We start from the raw sequence: 18,010 nt of genomic DNA, 5'->3' as shown, positions 1-18,010 counted from the left end.
CATGAAGGAGAGGTTATCTTAATCTTTATGTAAACACCAATTACTCATTGTGTTTTAACTTCATTCTAATCGCTTCATAGGGGCATAAAAAAACCGGCCAGGCCGGTTTAATATAGAATGTACTGATGTAAGGGCGACTTAGATGAGGAAATCATCCATAGTGCGGCCATTATCGAGTTCATTTTTAAATACAGTCGGCATACGGCCTTGGCCGGTCCAGGTGATAGTTTCACCATTGACATCGATCGTATATTTAGCCGGACGAGGTGCACGCTTCTTAGGAGCAGGTTTAATTGCAGTTGAACCTAGATCGTCAATCGATAACCCAACGGCTTCCATCTGCTTACGGATTTCATCGATTTGAGCATTGCGTTCAGCCATTGCTGCATTAACAGCTTCAGCTTCTGACTCTCTTTCTGAGATGATTTTATCGAGCTTTGCGGCTAATTCTTTTAAATCTTCAACTGAAAGTTCTTTTACTGCGGCTTTAAAACGACGGCCATGAGTTAGTATTTCAAGAAAATCGCTCATAATGATTAGGGTCCAATTAATAAAAGTAAGTAACAGATATATCTGATGGATAATAATAGGAATTAATAGAGCAAGTATCAAATAGTATTTGTATTTATTTCTCAATAATTAAATATATCATATAAAAGACTCATACTTTGATTATTTAAATAACCAAAAGTAACCAAAAACAACCATTTTTAACCAAGCTGGTTGCAAAAATATACAAACGCTCGTTTGAATCACTGTTGACGTTAACGTTAACAGCACGTAAAGTGAGACTACTATAATAAGTGTAGATTCATCCCTACATCCAACTCCGCTAAAATATGACGTAAAGGAAGCCCTATGAAAGTATTGGTGCCAGTTAAGCGCGTCGTTGATGCTAATGTAAAAGTCAGGGTTAATGCTGACAATACAGGTGTCGATACCGCAAATTTGAAAATGGCGATAAACCCTTTTTGTGAAATTGCTGTAGAGGAAGCCGTACGCTTAAAGGAGGCCGGTGTGGCTTCTGAAGTTGTTGTCGTTACTGTTGGCCCTAAGGTGGCTCAAGAGCAGTTACGTACCGCTATGGCTTTAGGTGCAGACCGAGGCGTTCATATTGAAACCGATGAGGAGTTGGTTCCTCTGTCGATAGCAAAATTACTTAACGCTGTGCAGAGTAAAGAGGAAGCACAGCTGATTATCTTAGGTAAGCAATCTATCGATGGTGATAATAATCAAACTGGTCAGATGTTGGCAGCCTTAGGCAAGATGCCTCAGGCCACGTTTGCTTCAGAAGTTAAGGTTGAGGAAGGTCAGTTAGCGATCACCCGTGAAATTGACGGTGGATTACAAAGCATTACTCTGCCGCTTCCTGCCGTTGTAACTGCCGATCTGCGTTTGAATGAACCGCGTTATGCCAAGCTTCCTAATATAATGAAAGCTAAGCGTAAGCCATTAGAAACCTTCTCTATTGATGATTTAGGGGTAAACCTGAAATCTCATCAAAAAGTATTGAAAGTGACGCCACCTGCCGAGCGTAAAGGTGGTGTGATGCTTGCGTCTGTTGCAGAGCTTGTTGAAAAGCTGAAAAATGAAGCGAAGGTGATCTAATGGCAATTTTAGTAATAGCGGAACATGATAATGCCAGTTTAAAGCTGGATACTGCCAAAGTCGTTGCCTGTGCTCAGGCTATCGGCGGCGATGTGGATGTGTTAGTTGCAGGACACGAATGTAGTGCCGTCGTTGAAGCGACCACTAAACTGTCCGGAGTTAGAAGTGTATTGGTTGCCGATGCGGCCGTGTATGCTAATGCTTTTGCGGATAATACTTCTGAGCTGATCGTAGGTATCGCTTCAGACTATGAACATATTTTGGCTGCGGCTACGAGCCATGGTAAAGATATGCTCCCTCGTGTGTCGGCGCTTTTAGATGTAGCCCAACTATCGGAAGTGGTTGAGGTGGTTAGCCCTGATACTTTTGTTCGTCCAATCTACGCAGGTAGTGCATTGGCTACGGTACAGAGCCTTGATGACAAGAAGGTAATGACGGTGCGCTCTAGTGCATTCGATGCGGTTGCTAACGATGGTGCTGCTGTGACGGTATCAATCGAAAAAATCAGCGACTCACTATCTCAATTTGTATCCCAGAGCCTGACAGAGTCTGAACGTCCGGAATTGGGTGCTGCTTCTGTTGTGGTATCCGGTGGTCGCGGCTTGGGTAGTAGTGACAACTTCGCTATCTTAGAGCAGCTTGCCGATAAACTGGGCGGCGCATTGGGCGCATCTCGTGCGGCCGTTGATGCGGGATTTGTCCCCAATGATCTTCAAGTGGGTCAAACGGGTAAAATTGTCGCGCCAGATCTCTACATTGCAGTTGGTATATCAGGTGCCATTCAGCACCTTGCCGGGATGAAAGATTCAAAAGTTATCGTTGCAATTAACAAAGATCCTGAAGCGCCAATTTTCCAAATTGCCGATTACGGTCTGGAAGCCGATCTTTTTGAAGCGGTTCCACAACTGCTTGAGCTCGTATGAGTATGTGAGTGAAATGTAATGCGCAGGTTGCCTGTGCATTAATTTACACTAAATAAGTGTGAACTCGTTCACATTGAGCGGCTTTGGGGTAGAATCCTCAAAGCCGCTTATGTTTTTATGACCTTCACGTTTTTTGGAGCCATTCCAACTAACGTCCTGAGAAGTAGAGGTGCATTAAATATCAGTAGTGATAGCCAGGGTGATTCCGCTTATCTATCATGAAAGGATTTGATGCCGAAGTAGTAAAACATATCAAGGTTTACTACTGGGGCTGTCATCGAATAGGTGCAGCACTGCCATAGTATTTCTTATCCGGAAGATAAGAAGATTTTTATACCTTTTAACACATGGTATTACTATGGAGCGCTACTGATAGGACAGGTGTTTTCTGTGATATTTCTAGTATCCCACCAGTTCAGTCGCCCTCCATTCGTACTTAAAACGAAGAAAAGACATTAATGACAACTTTAAGTTATGCCGATTCGGCACTTTCATTGCTACCTCCTGTGGTTGCGATTTTGCTGGCGATTGTTAGTCGTCGGGTTTTATTCTCTTTAGGGGTAGGAATTTTACTGGGTGTGGTTTTGATCACCGATTTTTCGGTGATGAGTTCCGGTCAGTATCTTGGTGAGCAGGTTGTAGGGCTCTTCTGGGATGATGGCAGCATCAATAGCTGGAACATCTATCTGTTAGGCTTCCTTATTTTACTGGGCATGATCACGGCCCTTATTACGGTCAGTGGCGCAGCTAAAGCCTTTGCCGATTGGGCGCGCACTAAGATCAGAAATAAACGTGATGCAAAATTACTGACCATGTTCCTGGGTTGCGTCGTATTTATCGATGACTACTTTAACAGCCTGGTCGTGGGTAGTGTTGCCAGACCCTTAACGGACAGATATTACATATCCCGTAGTAAGCTGGCTTATCTTCTCGACTCTACGGCTGCACCTATCTGCGTAATTTCACCGGTTTCAAGCTGGGGGGCCTATATCATCGCGCTGATAGGCGGGATCTTAACGGCACATGGGTTTACCGATTCCGGGCATCTGAGCGTGTTTATTCAGATGATACCAATGAATTTTTATGCCATCTTCGCACTTTTATTGCTGCTTTGTGTTGCCTTTATGGGGCTGGATATCGGTCCTATGCGTCAACATGAATTGAATGCGCAGAAGGGCAATCTATATGATGAGGCAAAAGGGTTACCACCAGGAGCAAACTCGGACTTACCCGAGGCCGATAATGGTAAAATTTTAGGGCTATTCCTGCCTATTACTGTGCTGGTATTTGCGACTTTCTACTTTATGGTCAGCAGTGGTGGCGATGCATTAGCGGCCAAGGGGTTGGAGTTCAGCATCTTAGGCGCTTTTGAAAACACTGATGTGGCATCTTCACTCTTCTTTGGTGCCGCTATCGGTCTTGCATCAACACTGGCCTTAGTGCTTATTCAGGGGCTGGACAAGTCATATATCCTGAAGGGAATGCTTGCCGGTGCCCGCTCTATGCTGCCTGCGATCTACATTCTTCTTTTCGCCTGGACGATTGCCGGAGTGATTGGTCAGCTCGAAACTGGTAAGTATATGGCAAGCCTGGCCACGGGTAATATCCCATTTGCACTGCTGCCTGCGGTATTATTTGTGCTTGCCGGACTGACTGCTTTCTCTACAGGTACAAGCTGGGGGACATTTGGAATCATGTTGCCGATTGCCGCCGATATGGCGATGGGGACGCATACCAACATGATGTTACCTATGTTGGCATCGGTACTTGCCGGTGCGGTATTCGGAGATCACTGCTCGCCTATCTCTGATACCACTATTCTTTCGTCGACGGGGGCAAACTGTCATCATATCGATCATGTGATCACTCAGTTGCCTTATGCCTTGATCGTTGCGGTGATAAGTTTAGCCGGTTATACCGTTCTTGGTTTTACAGAGTCTTTAGCTGCAGGTTTCGCTACTTGTTGCGTCTTGTTTGTTATCTCGATTATTGCGCTTAAGATTAAAGTGAATAAGCGGGCCTGATAGTGTAGTTGAACGCTACCGTTTATAAAAAAAGCCACTCATGATGAGTGGCTTTTTTGTATTTGATAGCTTTAAAGAGCGAATGACTTAGCTGAACATTTTTGGTTACTTGTCCAGACCGCGGCGTTTAAGCAGAGCCTGGGTTGTGGGCTCTTGTCCTCTGAAGGCTTTGTAAGCTTCCATTGGGTCGACACTGTTACCGACCTCTCTTATCGTCTTGCGGAATTTCATGCCAATTTCACGATTTAATCCGCCTTGAGTTTGAACATAAGCAAAGGCATCGGCGGCAAGGATCTCACTCCACATGTAAGCGTAATAGCTCGATGAGTACCCGCCGGGGAAGGCATGAGCAAAGTAGGTCGACTTATAGCGAGGTGGCACCGCAGGCAAGTCTACTCCATGCTTTTTCAGTGCAGCGGCTTCGAAACTGGCAACATCCTGCAGTGGCTCTCCAGCTTTAAGTGAATGCCACTCCAGGTCCAACAGGGCGGCTGACATATATTCTAATGTATCGAAACCTTGATTAAAGCTGCGAGACTTTAACAACTTATTCAGCAGCTCTTCGGGGATCGGTTCACCAGTCTCATAGTGTTTAGCATAGTTTGCCAGTACTTTTGGGTGTGCGGCCCAATCTTCCTCGAATGTCGATGGGAACTCGACAAAATCACGGGATACTGCGGTGCCGGATAAACTGGGGTAGGTGACTTTTGAGAACATACCGTGTGTGCCATGCCCCATTTCATGGAACATGGTCGTGACCTCATCATAACTGACGAATGTCGGCTCTCCTTCAGGCGCCTTTTTTATGTTCATCACATTGACGACAACGGGTTTATTGTTCAGTAAGCCAGATTGAGTAACGAACGAGCTCATCCATGCACCACCACGTTTTCCTTCTCTTGCGAAGTAATCGGCATAGAAGATGGCCATGCTGCTGCCATCGTTATCAAACATCTCGTAGGCTTTTACGTCGGGATGATAAACCGGTAGATCCGGACGTGGCTTGAGTGTGACTCCATAGAGTTCCTCTAAGGTAAAGAAGACACCATCTTCGAGTACACGATTAAATTCAAAATAGGGCTTTATCGAACTGGCGTCGAGATCAAATTTCTCTTTACGTACCTGCTCGGCGTAATAAGCCCAGTCCCATGGTGACAGTTCAAACTCGCCACCGGTTTTGGTTATCATGGCCTGAATATCGTCGGCTTCTTTACGGGTGTTGGCGATGACAGCTGGAACCATAGAGCCGAACATCTTATAAACCGCTTCCGGCGTCTTAGCCATCTGAGGTGTCAAACGATAATCTGCCCAGCTTTCATAGCCAAGTAACTCGGCGCGCTCTGAGCGTAACTGTGCCAATCGGGCCACTAAACTTGCGGTCTCATTTTCACCGCTGAGGCCACGGTTTGACGACAGCTCCCATACCTTTTGACGGATCTCTCGGTTATCGAGTTGAGACAGTACAGGCTGGCGTGTAGTGTTGGTGATATTGAGTTGGTACTTATTGGCGTGACCATTTGCATCGGCATCAGCCTTGGCTGCCTTTATTGCACTTTCAGACAAGCCTGCGAGCAGTTGCTTATCATCGACCACCAATGCTATCTCTTTTGTCATGCGCATTAAGCGTTGTGCAAACTCATTGGTCAATGTCGACTGTTCCTCATTGAGGAGACGGATCTGTTGTTTTTGACTATCGGTGAGTTTGGCACCAGCCATCACGAATCTTTGATGATACTTCTCTATCAGCCTGATAGCCTCAGGCGTTAGTTCGAGCTCATTGCGTGACGAGTAAAGTGTTTCAATTCGTTTAAACAGCTCGGGGTTAAGGTTGATGTTATCAGAATGAGCCGCCATCTTCGGGGCCATCTCGCCTTGCACGGCTCTGAGAGTCGGATTACTGTTCGATCCAGCCAGGTTATAGAAAATCTTCGACGAGCGATTTAATAATTCGCCACTTGTTTCCAATGCGACAATGGTATTGGCAAAAGTCGCCGCTTCCGGGTTATTGGCAATCTTAAGGACTTGTTGGTATTGCTCAACGATCCCTTGTTCCAGAGCTGGCTGAAAGTGCTCATCTTTTATCTGGCTGAAGTCGGGTGCCTGATATTGCAGTGTGCTGGCTTGAAACAGTGGGTTTTCTATTTGTGAACCTTGGGTTTGAGTGTCGGATGTGGCAGCTTGTTGAGTCGTTGCGGTGCCCGAACAGGCAGTCAATGTCAGTGCTGCGGCAATCGTAACCGCGAGTAAAGTTTTTTGCATGAATTAAATATTTCCTTTTAGTTTTGCCTTCAATCTAGCAATTGCTTATTAAACGTATCTGAAACAGCATGAGTGTTGCTTTTGGTTAATTTACTTGTGCTAAATAGTTCAAAATACGTAGAGATTTCTATGTGTTCTTCATCATTGGATGAAGAGGCTATGATAATATGATTTTGTTCTCATTAAGTTGATGCTAAGCATACTGTGACCTGATTCAGCGTGATTTTGTGGGAGTAAAAGTGTTAAGATATTGCAGAATTTAAGCTCAGGCTCAGGGGATATCAGTTTGGCGCAACTTTATTTTTATTACTCGGCGATGAATGCCGGTAAATCAACTTCTTTATTGCAGTCTTCTTATAACTACCGCGAACGCGGCATGAATACCTTAGTGATGACGGCATCTATCGATGACAGATATGGAGTAGGTAAAGTCGCATCAAGAATTGGTATAGAGACCGATGCTCAGGTGTTTGCAAGCGATGATAATCTGGCCAACATGATTGAAACGGCACTTAAAGAGCAGCCGCTGCATTGTATCTTGATTGACGAATCACAGTTCTTAAGCAAAGAGCAGGTTAGACAGTTGACTCACGTCGTGGACAACTTGGATATCCCCGTGCTGTGTTACGGTCTTAAAACCGACTTCCAGGGCGAACTCTTCACAGGTAGCCAATATCTGGTTGCATGGGCGGATAAGTTAGTCGAACTTAAGACTATCTGTCACTGCGGCCGAAAGGCGAACATGGTCGTACGCCTCGATGGTGACGGTAAGCCTATGCAGGAAGGTGAGCAGGTGGCGATAGGCGGTAACGAGAGTTATGAGTCTGTCTGTCGTAAACACTTCCGAGAGTTTCTTTGGGATTAAACGAAAGTCACGAGTTGTAAGCTTTAAGTTATAAGTTTCTAAAGAAACGGCGAGATAAGGTGACTTATCCCGCCGTTTTTATTGTGGAATGGTACTACAGCAGCTTCTATGTAACAGTACGCTAATCTAGTTTAGACAGTAACAGGCGTACCTCTTCGCGGGTGTGGTCTATCGCCTCTACCACCGCCACTGCGCTGGATTCACTGTCTGTCATCGTTTGCCAGTTAGCCTGCCACTCCTGTTTGAGCTGTATCGCCGAATCTTTGATTTCTGCTTCGGTTATCATACTCAAATCGGCGATCAAGTTGACCTTAATCCAACCTTTTCTTGGGTTTCCGGCCACTGTATCTTGATCATAATGGGCGGCGTATACGATCCCCTCCAGCTCAGAAAGTTGTAGCAGGAGTTCGAAACTTGCCGAGCGCATATTACTGTTGTATTCGGTGATCTCCATACGCCAGACATTGTAACTGAAACCCACCAGTGCAAATAACATGCTGAACACGGCGGTGAGTTGAAAAATGGAGACCTTTCCATTGCCTTGCAGGCTGAGTTTCATTAAATACCTCTGACATTGACGCTTCTCTCTTATTAAATGTAGAACATTGATATACCAATCAGTATAAGAAAGTGATCTACTCAGCGTGTTTATTGGCAACTAATTCAAGGCGAATGGATGATGGAATGGTTGTTCCCTTGTGAGGTCATTCAACGCAGAAGTAGGCAGCCAAAAATACGCCTAACAGGCGAGCTTTAGCGCTTCTGATGCTGTGTTAACGAGCTTGAACGTAGAACAACTATGCTCTTCACTCGTTGCCTTGCCTCAGAAGCGCTAAACTCTCGCTGAGCGATCACATCTTTATACTGATTGGTATTTAAAAAGAGCTGCTAATACCGATAGGTATAAAATGTCCGAATGTATCTCAAGCCTGTTGAGTAACGGCTAAGTTAACGTATATGTTTCGCAATCATCGGTAACGGCGCGAACATAATAGTTGTAGGAGGCAACCGGAGAGCGATATTCGACGTGGCATTTGAACTTGCCAGTTTGAATCTCTGCTAATTTGTGTGCAAACTTCTTGGGGACGGCGGCAAATGAGTCGTTATCACCGGTGCCGAATACAAAATCGTCGTCGGATAATCCCATAACCGTTGTGAAGTTATCCTTTACGATGGTATTTAATTTAGAGGTGCCTGCTGGCATAGGGTAACCACTTGATACGTAGAGACGGGTGCCCGATACATCTACATAGAAGTAACCTACTTGTCTATCCCAGTTAGGATGGTTGTTGCATGTACCATCACAGTCTTGTTTATCGGCGATGCCATCGATCTGGGTTTTACTGTGCACTATCTGGTTCATCGAGGCGATAGAGCCTGCCACGCCTTCGAGACTCGATGTCTGTGCTTCACTACTCAGAGAGAGGAACTTAGGAGCCGCGATAACACTTAATATGGCAAGAATTATGATCACTATGACCAATTCAATCAGGGTAAAACCTTGCTGTAGTTTATTTGAGCTCACAATCTTATATTTTACATTACTAATAATGAGCGGAATATACTGAAATTAAACCTACCGAACAAGCAAGTTCGAGAGTATTTAACGAATAAAACATCAATGCTTTCAGTGTGTAAATGGGTTGTGGTGATTTTGTGTTCAGTTGGTTTTTGAGTGGTAATTATTTAGTGGTTCAGTCGTGTTTATTGGTGCCGCAGATGTTGTGTTTACGGTTTTTTATCAAGAAACTCACATCTGATTGTGGTCCCAGCCATTATTCAATGTAACCTTTTGATACTTTTGTAAGCGTAAGCCTGAGGTGCGAGGTGCAGCAGGAGGTTGAGTTAGGAGAGAGGTTAGGCAATAAAAAAGCCCAGATTAGGTTTCTGGGCTATTAAGAAGGTTATGTTTCTTGTTGGCACATTTTCAAGGTGTTAGAAAATCATCTCTGGTACATGCTCTGGGACGATAAGCTTACCGGCTGTCTTAGCCACGATCTCTTCAACACTAACCCCGGGCGCACGCTCAAGAAGATGGAATGCCCCATCTTTAATTTCCATGAATGCCAAGTCGGTTAACACGCGCTTAATGCAGCCGAAACCCGTTAATGGCAGCTCACACTTAGGCAAGAGTTTCGAGTTTCCTTTCTTATCTGCATGCATCATGGTGACGATAATATTGTCTGCACCCGCAACCAGATCCATGGCGCCGCCCATTCCTTTGATGAGTTTTCCTGGGATCATCCATGAAGCGATTGAGCCCTGCTCGTCAACCTCGAAGGCGCCCAATACGGTCAGATCCACATGACCGCCGCGGATCATGGCGAAGCTCTCCGCCGATGAGAAGAATGAGGCGCCATCGACGGCTGTGACCGTTTGTTTTCCTGCGTTAATCAGATCCGCATCTATGGTCTGCTCGGTGGGAAACTCACCCATGCCAAGCAAGCCGTTCTCAGATTGCAGCATGACATCTATTCCCTCGGGAATATAGTTAGCTACTAAGGTGGGAATACCTATGCCTAAATTAACGTAAAAGCCATCTTTAAGCTCCTGGGCTACACGTTGCGCGAGTTGTTCTCTTGATAATGCCATGATGTCTCCCTCCCTTTTAAAGAATAACCGGTGCGGCTTTAACGGTACGTTGCTCGATACGTTTCTCAAACTTGCCCTGAATGACACGGTTCACGTAGATGCCGGGTGTATGGATATGATCCGGGTCTAACTCTCCGGGCTCGACGATATGCTCCGCCTCAACCACAGTGATCTTACCTGCCGTTGCCATCATAGGATTGAAGTTTGCTGCGGTTTTACGGAAGACCAGATTCCCCATGGTATCGGCTTTCCATGCCCGTACTAAGGCGAAATCGGCAGTCAGTGACGGCTCGAGTACGTAGTGACGACCATCGATCTCTCGTGTCTCTTTACCCTCGGCGATAGGTGTGCCATAGCCTGTTGCGGTAAAGAAGGCCGGGATCCCGGCGCCGCCTGCACGAATTTTCTCGGCCAGCGTACCCTGGGGAGTCAAAATTACCTTAAGCTGGCCGGATAACATCTGCTGCTCGAAGGTGGCGTTCTCGCCGACATAAGAAGCGATCATGGTATCGATCTGACGACTCTTAAGCAGCAAACCCAAACCGAAATCGTCGACTCCTGCGTTGTTTGAGATTGCGGTTAACCCTGTAACTCCGGAGGTAACCATCTGTGAGATCAACCCTTCAGGAATACCGCACAGGCCAAATCCGCCGACCATTATGGTCATGTCATTACTTAAGCCTTCCAGGGCCTGCTCATAACTGCCTACAACTTTATTGAGTCCTGCCATTATTCTTGTCTCCTTATTTGCCCATCGCAAGCGCGACCTTTGAGCCGGTTGTTCTTCCAAGTGCCTGACTTATTGTGTGTCCGGCACTCGCTAATAAGCGCAGATCTATGCCGGTATCTATCCCCAATCCATGTAACATATAGACGAGATCTTCGGTGGCTAAGTTACCCGATGCGCCTTTGGCGTAGGGGCAGCCGCCCAGGCCGGCAACCGAAGAGTCGATAACACTTACTCCGGTTTCCAGGCAGGCCAGAATGTTGGCCAGCGCCTGTCCGTAGGTATCGTGAAAGTGTAGTGCGAGTTTGTCGACGGGAACCTTACGGCTCACCGCTTCAACCATTTTACGGGCATTGTGCGGTGTGCCAACGCCTATGGTGTCACCCAGTGAAACTTCATAACAGCCCATTTTGTAAAGGATCTCAGACACCCGAGCGACTTCGCTCGAGGGGATGTCTCCTTCATAAGGGCAGCCCAGCACACAAGATACATAGCCTCTGACAGGGATGTTTTCAGCCTTAGCACGCTCCACAACAGGGATAAAACGTTCTATCGACTCCTCGATGGAGCAGTTGATATTACGTTGACTGAAGCTTTGAGAAGCGGCACCGAATATGGCAACTTCGTCGGCACCCGCGTCAAGTGCAAGTTCCAGCCCTTTCAAGTTTGGAGTCAGGGCGCTGTAAGTCACGCCGCTGTTTCGCTTGATGTTTCTAAGCACATCTCCCGAGTCGGCCATCTGTGGCACCCACTTAGGAGAGACAAAGCTTGCGGCTTCGATACGCTTGATGCCGGCGTCGGCTAAACCTTCAATTAAGGCTATTTTGTCCTGTGTACTGACACTCTTTTCGTTCTGTAACCCGTCACGGGCGCCAACCTCGAAAATACTGACTTGGTTAGGAAGCATTATTTATCACCTTTTACTGGTGCATCAGAAGGTGATACCTCAACTAACAGACTACCGTCGCTGACCAATTCGCCAGGTTCGAAGAAGAAGGCTGAGACTGTGCCGTCGAAGGGGGATTCGATTGCTGAATATGTCATCTTCATGCGTCGCTCTCCTCAGGTGTTACCTCTACTAACAGACTACCGTCGCTGACGAGTTCCCCCGGCTCAAAAAAGAAAGCGGTTACCACACCATCGAAGGGAGACTCGATTGTGTACTCCATCTTCATCGCCTCCATTACCATCAGCCCTTGTCCGGCGGTGACCTTGTCACCTTTCTCTACCAGGTGGGTGACGATGGTGCCGTTCATCGGCGCCTTTAGCTTGTCTTCCAGACACTCCAGTTCCTCTTCTAACTCGGTTTGAAGTGCCCGGAAGTGATAACTGGTCGAGTTGATAAACAGGGTGAAGTCATCGTTAATCCGGCTGACCGGAACCTTGATTTTATGACCACTGGTTTTGTGTGCGTTACTAGATCCGGCGAGGGCACTATCGGCTATCTCAGCATGCAGCATCTCACCCTTTAACTCGCCCTTGAGTACTAAATGGCTGCCATTAAGATCCAGTTGATAGAAGGATTGCTCACCTACTAAAATTTCGGTGAGCTCAAGGTGCTGAATGTCATGGTTATCATCGAGTAGTGCAACCTTATGCAGGCTTGCACTATTAAGCCTGAAGCCGCTTACGGCTCCCCATGGAGAGTAAGGGTCCTTGCTATTCACGGCACAAGCTTTAGCTTCGACCTTACGGGCGCAAAGTTGATAAAGCGCGGCTAAGGCCAATGCGGTCTGCTCATCGCTCGATGCGGTGCCTATGAGAGAGTCACCGTAACGATCGATAAAATCGGTACTGAAATTGGCATCGCTGAAAGCCTTGTGTTCGGCGATATTGGCTAAGAACTCAATGTTGTGTTTCAGGCCGCTGATCTGATAAGACTCTAATGAATGCACCAGACGTTGTAAGGCGCGCGGGCGTGATTCATCCCAAACGATAAGTTTGGAGATCATAGGGTCATAAAAGTTACTTATTACATCATTTTCACGAATGCCCGAGTCAATACGCACGTGCTTGCTCTGCTCTGGTTCGCGCAGGAAATTCAGTTTACCGCTGGCCGGCAGGAAATCGTTTTGAGGGTCTTCGGCGTAGATACGTACCTCAAAGGAGTGGCCATGAATGCGTACCTCCTTTTGAGTGAGTGGCAGTTCACTCCCGCTGGCGACCATGAGCTGCCATTTCACTAAGTCTTGTCCCGTGACCATCTCGGTGACCGGATGCTCTACCTGAAGGCGGGTGTTCATCTCCATGAAGTAGAAGCTGCCATCGGTATCGAGCAGAAATTCGACGGTTCCGGCGCCTCTATAGTCGATAGCCTTGGCCGCAGCGACGGCGGCTTCACCCATCTTGACTCTGAGCTCATCACTCAAACCCGGCGCAGGCGCTTCCTCAACCACTTTTTGATGACGACGCTGTATCGAGCAGTCACGATCGGAGAGATAGATGCAGTTGCCTTGGGTATCGGCGAACACCTGAACCTCAACATGGCGGGGCTGACGCAGATAACGTTCCATCAAGAGCTTGTCATTGCCGAAAGAGGAGATGGCTTCCCGGCGCGCAGATTGAATGGCCTCGAGTACTTCACCGCTGCCTTCGACGATCCGCATGCCTTTACCGCCACCGCCGTATGCGGCCTTGATGAGCAGGGGAAAGCCCATCTTATTGGCTTCATCGACGAGTCGTTGATCATCTTGTGCGTCACCGTGATAACCCGGAACCAGAGGAACATTGGCCGCGCCCATGATCTCTTTCGCCGCACTCTTGCTGCCCATAGAGTCAATCGCGTCGGCTGTGGGCCCGACGAAGCTGATGCCAGATTGTTCACACATACGGGCGAAGTCGGCATTTTCAGACAGGAAACCATAGCCGGGGTGGATAGCCTGGGCACCGGATTTTTGTGCGATATCTATGATAGCCGATGCTTTAAGATAGGAGTCAGCCGGTGCACTTCCACCGAGATAAAAGGATTCATCGGCCATGGCGACATGGCGAGCATCGATATCGGCATCACTGTAGAGGGCTACTGTCCGCACTCCCATTGCTTTGGCTGTTTTGATAATACGACAGGCAATCTCGCCTCGGTTGGCGATTAGCAGTTTAGTAAACATATTATTTAGCTCCTTGCGTATTATCGGTGCTGGGATCCCATTTGGGGCTGCGCTTTTCAAAGAAGGCATTGAGTCCCTCCTGACCTTCATCCGATACCCGGATTTTTGCGATACGTTCGCTGGTGTGATCTAAGGTATCTTGATCTATTACGCCATCTTCAAGTGTTGAGAGCAGGGTCTTAACCCACGCCATACCTTGTGGACTATTACTGAGCAGCTGATTGATTATCGGCTCTGCGGCGCCCTCCAGATCGTCGTTAATCTCGTGGATCACCTGTAGTTCCTGCGCCTTGACTGCATCGAAACGCTCGGCCGTCAGCATATAGCGTCTCGCGGCGCGTTGTCCCATAGCGCGGGTGACATAGGGACTTATCACTGCGGGAATTAGCCCCAGTTTGACTTCACTCAGGCAGAAACTGGCTCTTTGATTGGCAATGGCGATATCACAACAACAGATGAGACCTAATGCACCTCCAAAAGCGGCGCCTTGTACCAGAGCGAGTGTTGGCTTAGGAAATTTATCGAGCAATGACATGAGTTTAGCCAACTCGTTAGCATCATTGAGGTTCTGCTTAAAATCCATCTTCGCCTGTTTACGCATCCAGTTAAGGTCCGCGCCCGCGCTGAAGTTCTTGCCGTTAGCTTTCAGTAGTAGGACCTGACAGGCTGCATTATCGGCAAAGTATTCTAAGGCGCTAATCATCTCACCTATCATGACTTCATCGAAGGCATTATGTTTGTCGGCGCGGTCGAGTATCATCTCACCGACACCCTTGCTGAGTGTGCAGGTGACATAATTAAACGTACTGGAAAATTCGGTTGTCATGGCTGAGCTGTCCATTGTTCTTCTAACCTGTTTATCTTAAATCTAGCTATCTGAAACATCGCGACTCGTGCTTTAAGTGGCGTATTTCATTATCGGTACTTCATTTGGATTATCAGCAGGCAGCAAACTGCCTGCTTCATGATCACATACGGAATACACCAAATTTAGTCTCTTCAACCGGAGCATTTAATGCCGCAGAGAGAGCCAAACCGACGACATCACGGGTTTGAGCCGGGTCGATAATACCGTCGTCCCAAAGGCGTGCACTGGCGTGATATGGATGACCTTCCTTATCATATTGATTGACGATAGGCTCGCGGAACTCCTGCTCCTCCTCTGCCGACCACTCAACCCCTTTACGTGCTAAGCCATCTCTGCGAACAGTCGCGAGTACGCCGGCGGCTTGTTCGCCACCCATCACGGATATTCTGGCATTGGGCCACATCCACATCATGGTGGGTTCGAATGCCCGCCCGCACATACCATAGTTGCCCGCACCGTAACTGCCACCAATGATGACGGTGAATTTGGGCACATTGGCGCAGGAAACCGCGGTGACCATCTTGGCACCATGTTTAGCTATCCCCTCATGTTCATACTTCTTGCCCACCATGAAACCTGTGATGTTTTGCAGGAAAAGCAGCGGGATTTTTCGCTGACAGCACAATTCAATAAAGTGCGCGCCTTTTTGAGCGGACTCGGAGAACAAGATGCCATTGTTGGCGATGATACCGACGGGGTAGCCATGAATTCGGGCGAAGCCACAGACCAAGGTGTTACCGTAGTTGGCCTTAAATTCATCGAAATCAGAATCGTCAACGACACGTGCTATGACCTCTCTGACATCATAAGGCTTCTTCAGATCCGTCCCGACAATGCCGTACAGCTCATTGATATCGAACTTCGGCGGTTTGACCTGACTCAATTGTGCCAAGATCTCTTTTTGATGATTGAGCCGGGTCACGGCTTTACGGGCAAGTTCGAGGGCATGCTCGTCACTGTGAGCCATATGATCGGCTACACCGGAAATTTTGGTATGAACTTCGGCGCCGCCCAGCTCCTCCGCGGTGACCTCTTCGCCCGTTGCTGCCTTAACCAGTGGCGGACCGGCCAGGAAGATGGTTCCTTGCTCTTTTACGATAATGGATTCATCGGCCATGGCGGGAACATAGGCACCACCTGCGGTACACAGCCCCATGACGACGGCTATCTGCGGGATCCCTTTGGCTGACATCTGTGCCTGGTTGTAGAAGATACGACCAAAATGGTCACGGTCGGGGAATACCTCATCCTGGCGGGGCAGGTTAGCGCCGCCTGAGTCAACCAGGTAGATACAGGGGAGGTGGCAACGACTCGCGATCTCTTGTGCTCGAAGGTGCTTCTTCACTGTTACCGGATAGTAAGTGCCCCCTTTCACTGTGGCATCATTGGCGATGACCATGCACTCTACACCGCTCACACGTCCTATACCGGCAATGATACCCGCCGATGGAACCACATCTTCATAGAGCTCAAATGCTGCAAACTGTGACAGTTCAAGGAAAGGTGAGCCGGGATCTAACAGTTTTTCGACGCGCTGACGAGGAAGAAGCTTGCCCCGGGAAAGGTGACGTTCTCGGGCAACGCTGCCACCTCCCTGTTCAATCTCGGTAAGCTTGAGTTTAAGATCTTGAACAAGGGCGGACATGTCTTCATGTTTAGCCTTAAATTCATCGCTGCGGGCATTAATTCGACTGCTAAGTTGAGTCACGGTTTCAATCCTTTTTAAGCTGAAATCCAGCGCCTGTCGCTGCTCAAAGCCAACAGGCGAGATAGTCCTATTTAGATTCGTTGAAGAGTTCACGGCCTATCAACATACGACGAATTTCCGATGTGCCGGCACCAATCTCATAGAGTTTGGCGTCGCGCAGTAATCGGCCTGTCGCATATTCGTTGACGTAACCGTTTCCGCCCAGGAGTTGAATGGCATCGAGTGCCATCTTAGTGGCGAGCTCGGCCGAATATAAAATAGCGCCGGCGGCGTCTTTACGTGTTGTCTCACCGCGGTCGCAGGATTTTGCCACGTTGTAGATATAAGATTTTGCGGCGTTCATGCCTGTGTACATATCGGCCAGCTTTCCCTGAACCAGCTGGAATTGCCCAATGGATTTACCGAACTGTTCACGTTCGTGAATGTAGGGAACGACGATATCCATACAGGCGGTCATGATGCCTAACGGGCCGCCGGAAAGCACTACGCGTTCGTAGTCCAGACCACTCATTAATACTTTAACGCCGTTGTTGAGGCCGCCAAGGATATTCTCTTCTGGGACTTCACAGTCTTCAAAGACGAGTTCACAAGTGTTAGAGCCGCGCATGCCAAGCTTGTCCAGCTTCTGTGCTGTACTGAAGCCTTTGCTGTCTCGTTCTACGATAAAGGCGGTAATACCATGAGCACCTTTATCGAGATCCGTTTTTGCATAGATAACATAGGTATGGGCGTCGGGACCGTTAGTGATCCACATCTTGTTGCCATTAAGGATATAGCGGTCACCCTCTTTACGGGCGTGTAGCTTCATCGACACAACATCTGAACCGGCATTTGGCTCACTCATCGCCAGCGCGCCAATGTGTTCACCAGTTATCAGCTTTGGCAGGTACTTGGCTTTTTGAGCCGCATTACCGTTGCGATTGATCTGGTTGACGCAAAGGTTGGAGTGGGCGCCATAACTTAAACCAATAGAGGCCGACGCTCGGGAGATCTCCTCCATGGCAACGACGTGGGCAAGGTAGCCCATATCGGCACCACCATACTCCTCTGAAACAGTGACGCCGAGTAACCCCATATCACCCAGAACCGGCCAAAGCTCGTTAGGGAAGGCGTTATCGAGATCGGTTTTAGCGGCTAACGGTGCGATTTCATTGGCAGCAAACTGTTGTACTGCATCACGCAGCATATCGACGTCTTCGCCAAGGCCAAAATTGAGAGATGAGTAGAGTTGAGTCATTGCTTGTGTCCTATCAATTTTTTTAAGGTAATTACGTATTTTTTATTTTTATCGTAATGAGTTAGATTTTATTTTTAGAATCTTTTTAGTGC

16 protein-coding genes and 1 riboswitch are annotated in these 18,010 nt (G+C 47.7%); of the genes, 4 read left to right on the top strand and 12 right to left on the bottom strand.

From position 1 onward, the window contains the following. Positions 1-138: 138 nt before the first annotated feature. Positions 139-531, bottom strand: coding sequence for an H-NS histone family protein (locus EKG39_RS01825; RefSeq protein ID WP_126503677.1), 393 nt, complete (start codon positions 529-531; stop codon positions 139-141). Between the two features lie 327 nt (positions 532-858). On the opposite strand from EKG39_RS01825, the gene EKG39_RS01820 reads away from it, so the two are divergent. The 3 genes from EKG39_RS01820 (at position 859) to EKG39_RS01810 (ending at position 4,555) form a co-directional block, all read left to right on the top strand. After that, positions 859-1,608, top strand: coding sequence for an electron transfer flavoprotein subunit beta/FixA family protein (locus EKG39_RS01820; protein WP_126503675.1), 750 nt, complete (start codon positions 859-861; stop codon positions 1,606-1,608). Then, the gene (locus EKG39_RS01815; protein WP_126503673.1) at positions 1,608-2,531 is read left to right on the top strand and encodes an electron transfer flavoprotein subunit alpha/FixB family protein; all 924 of its coding nucleotides are present in this window, start codon (positions 1,608-1,610) and stop codon (positions 2,529-2,531) included. The genes EKG39_RS01820 and EKG39_RS01815 overlap by 1 nt, the downstream gene beginning before the upstream one ends. A gap of 156 nt (positions 2,532-2,687) precedes the next feature. Continuing rightward, positions 2,688-2,908: riboswitch (Lysine riboswitch) on the top strand. Between the two features lie 81 nt (positions 2,909-2,989). Further along, entirely contained in the window at positions 2,990-4,555 is a 1,566-nt protein-coding gene (locus EKG39_RS01810) for a Na+/H+ antiporter NhaC family protein (RefSeq protein ID WP_126503671.1), read from the top strand. Positions 4,556-4,660: 105 nt separating this feature from the next. Here EKG39_RS01810 and EKG39_RS01805 read toward each other — a convergent pair whose 3' ends face one another. Further along, complete coding sequence (locus EKG39_RS01805) at positions 4,661-6,814, bottom strand: M3 family metallopeptidase (protein WP_126503669.1); 2,154 nt, start codon at positions 6,812-6,814, stop codon at positions 4,661-4,663. Between the two features lie 286 nt (positions 6,815-7,100). Between EKG39_RS01805 and EKG39_RS01800 the strand changes: the two genes are divergently transcribed. Beyond that, entirely contained in the window at positions 7,101-7,679 is a 579-nt protein-coding gene (locus EKG39_RS01800; RefSeq protein WP_126503667.1) for a thymidine kinase, read from the top strand. Positions 7,680-7,800: 121 nt separating this feature from the next. Here EKG39_RS01800 and EKG39_RS01795 read toward each other — a convergent pair whose 3' ends face one another. From EKG39_RS01795 to EKG39_RS01745, 10 genes are all read right to left on the bottom strand, one after another. Next, positions 7,801-8,238: a hypothetical protein gene (locus tag EKG39_RS01795; RefSeq protein WP_126503665.1), complete on the bottom strand. Its 438-nt coding sequence runs from the start codon at positions 8,236-8,238 to the stop codon at positions 7,801-7,803. A 384-nt stretch (positions 8,239-8,622) separates the two neighbouring features. Continuing rightward, complete coding sequence (locus EKG39_RS01785) at positions 8,623-9,204, bottom strand: prepilin-type N-terminal cleavage/methylation domain-containing protein (RefSeq protein ID WP_185817503.1); 582 nt, start codon at positions 9,202-9,204, stop codon at positions 8,623-8,625. A 410-nt stretch (positions 9,205-9,614) separates the two neighbouring features. Next, complete coding sequence (locus tag EKG39_RS01780; RefSeq protein WP_126503660.1) at positions 9,615-10,271, bottom strand: 3-oxoacid CoA-transferase subunit B; 657 nt, start codon at positions 10,269-10,271, stop codon at positions 9,615-9,617. A gap of 16 nt (positions 10,272-10,287) precedes the next feature. Beyond that, positions 10,288-11,001: a CoA transferase subunit A gene (locus EKG39_RS01775; RefSeq protein WP_126503658.1), complete on the bottom strand. Its 714-nt coding sequence runs from the start codon at positions 10,999-11,001 to the stop codon at positions 10,288-10,290. A 13-nt stretch (positions 11,002-11,014) separates the two neighbouring features. Further along, positions 11,015-11,905, bottom strand: a complete 891-nt coding sequence (locus EKG39_RS01770; protein ID WP_126503656.1) for a hydroxymethylglutaryl-CoA lyase — start codon at positions 11,903-11,905, stop codon at positions 11,015-11,017. After that, on the bottom strand, positions 11,905-12,048 hold the full coding sequence (locus tag EKG39_RS01765) for a 3-methylcrotonyl-CoA carboxylase (protein WP_126503654.1): 144 nt from the start codon (positions 12,046-12,048) through the stop codon (positions 11,905-11,907). Before EKG39_RS01765 ends, EKG39_RS01770 begins: the two co-directional genes overlap by 1 nt. Beyond that, positions 12,045-14,105: an acetyl/propionyl/methylcrotonyl-CoA carboxylase subunit alpha gene (locus EKG39_RS01760; RefSeq protein ID WP_126503652.1), complete on the bottom strand. Its 2,061-nt coding sequence runs from the start codon at positions 14,103-14,105 to the stop codon at positions 12,045-12,047. The genes EKG39_RS01765 and EKG39_RS01760 overlap by 4 nt, the downstream gene beginning before the upstream one ends. Before the next feature lies 1 nt (position 14,106). Continuing rightward, the gene (locus tag EKG39_RS01755) at positions 14,107-14,931 is read right to left on the bottom strand and encodes an enoyl-CoA hydratase-related protein (protein WP_126503650.1); all 825 of its coding nucleotides are present in this window, start codon (positions 14,929-14,931) and stop codon (positions 14,107-14,109) included. A gap of 142 nt (positions 14,932-15,073) precedes the next feature. After that, positions 15,074-16,681, bottom strand: coding sequence for a carboxyl transferase domain-containing protein (locus EKG39_RS01750; protein ID WP_126503648.1), 1,608 nt, complete (start codon positions 16,679-16,681; stop codon positions 15,074-15,076). A 67-nt stretch (positions 16,682-16,748) separates the two neighbouring features. Then, the gene (locus tag EKG39_RS01745) at positions 16,749-17,918 is read right to left on the bottom strand and encodes an isovaleryl-CoA dehydrogenase (protein WP_126503646.1); all 1,170 of its coding nucleotides are present in this window, start codon (positions 17,916-17,918) and stop codon (positions 16,749-16,751) included. Positions 17,919-18,010: the final 92 nt, after the last annotated feature.

This window comes from Shewanella atlantica, from assembly GCF_003966265.1.
Lineage (GTDB): Bacteria > Pseudomonadota > Gammaproteobacteria > Enterobacterales > Shewanellaceae > Shewanella > Shewanella atlantica.
Note: the sequence above shows the minus strand (reverse complement) of the source record. Positions and strands in the feature narration are given on the sequence as shown.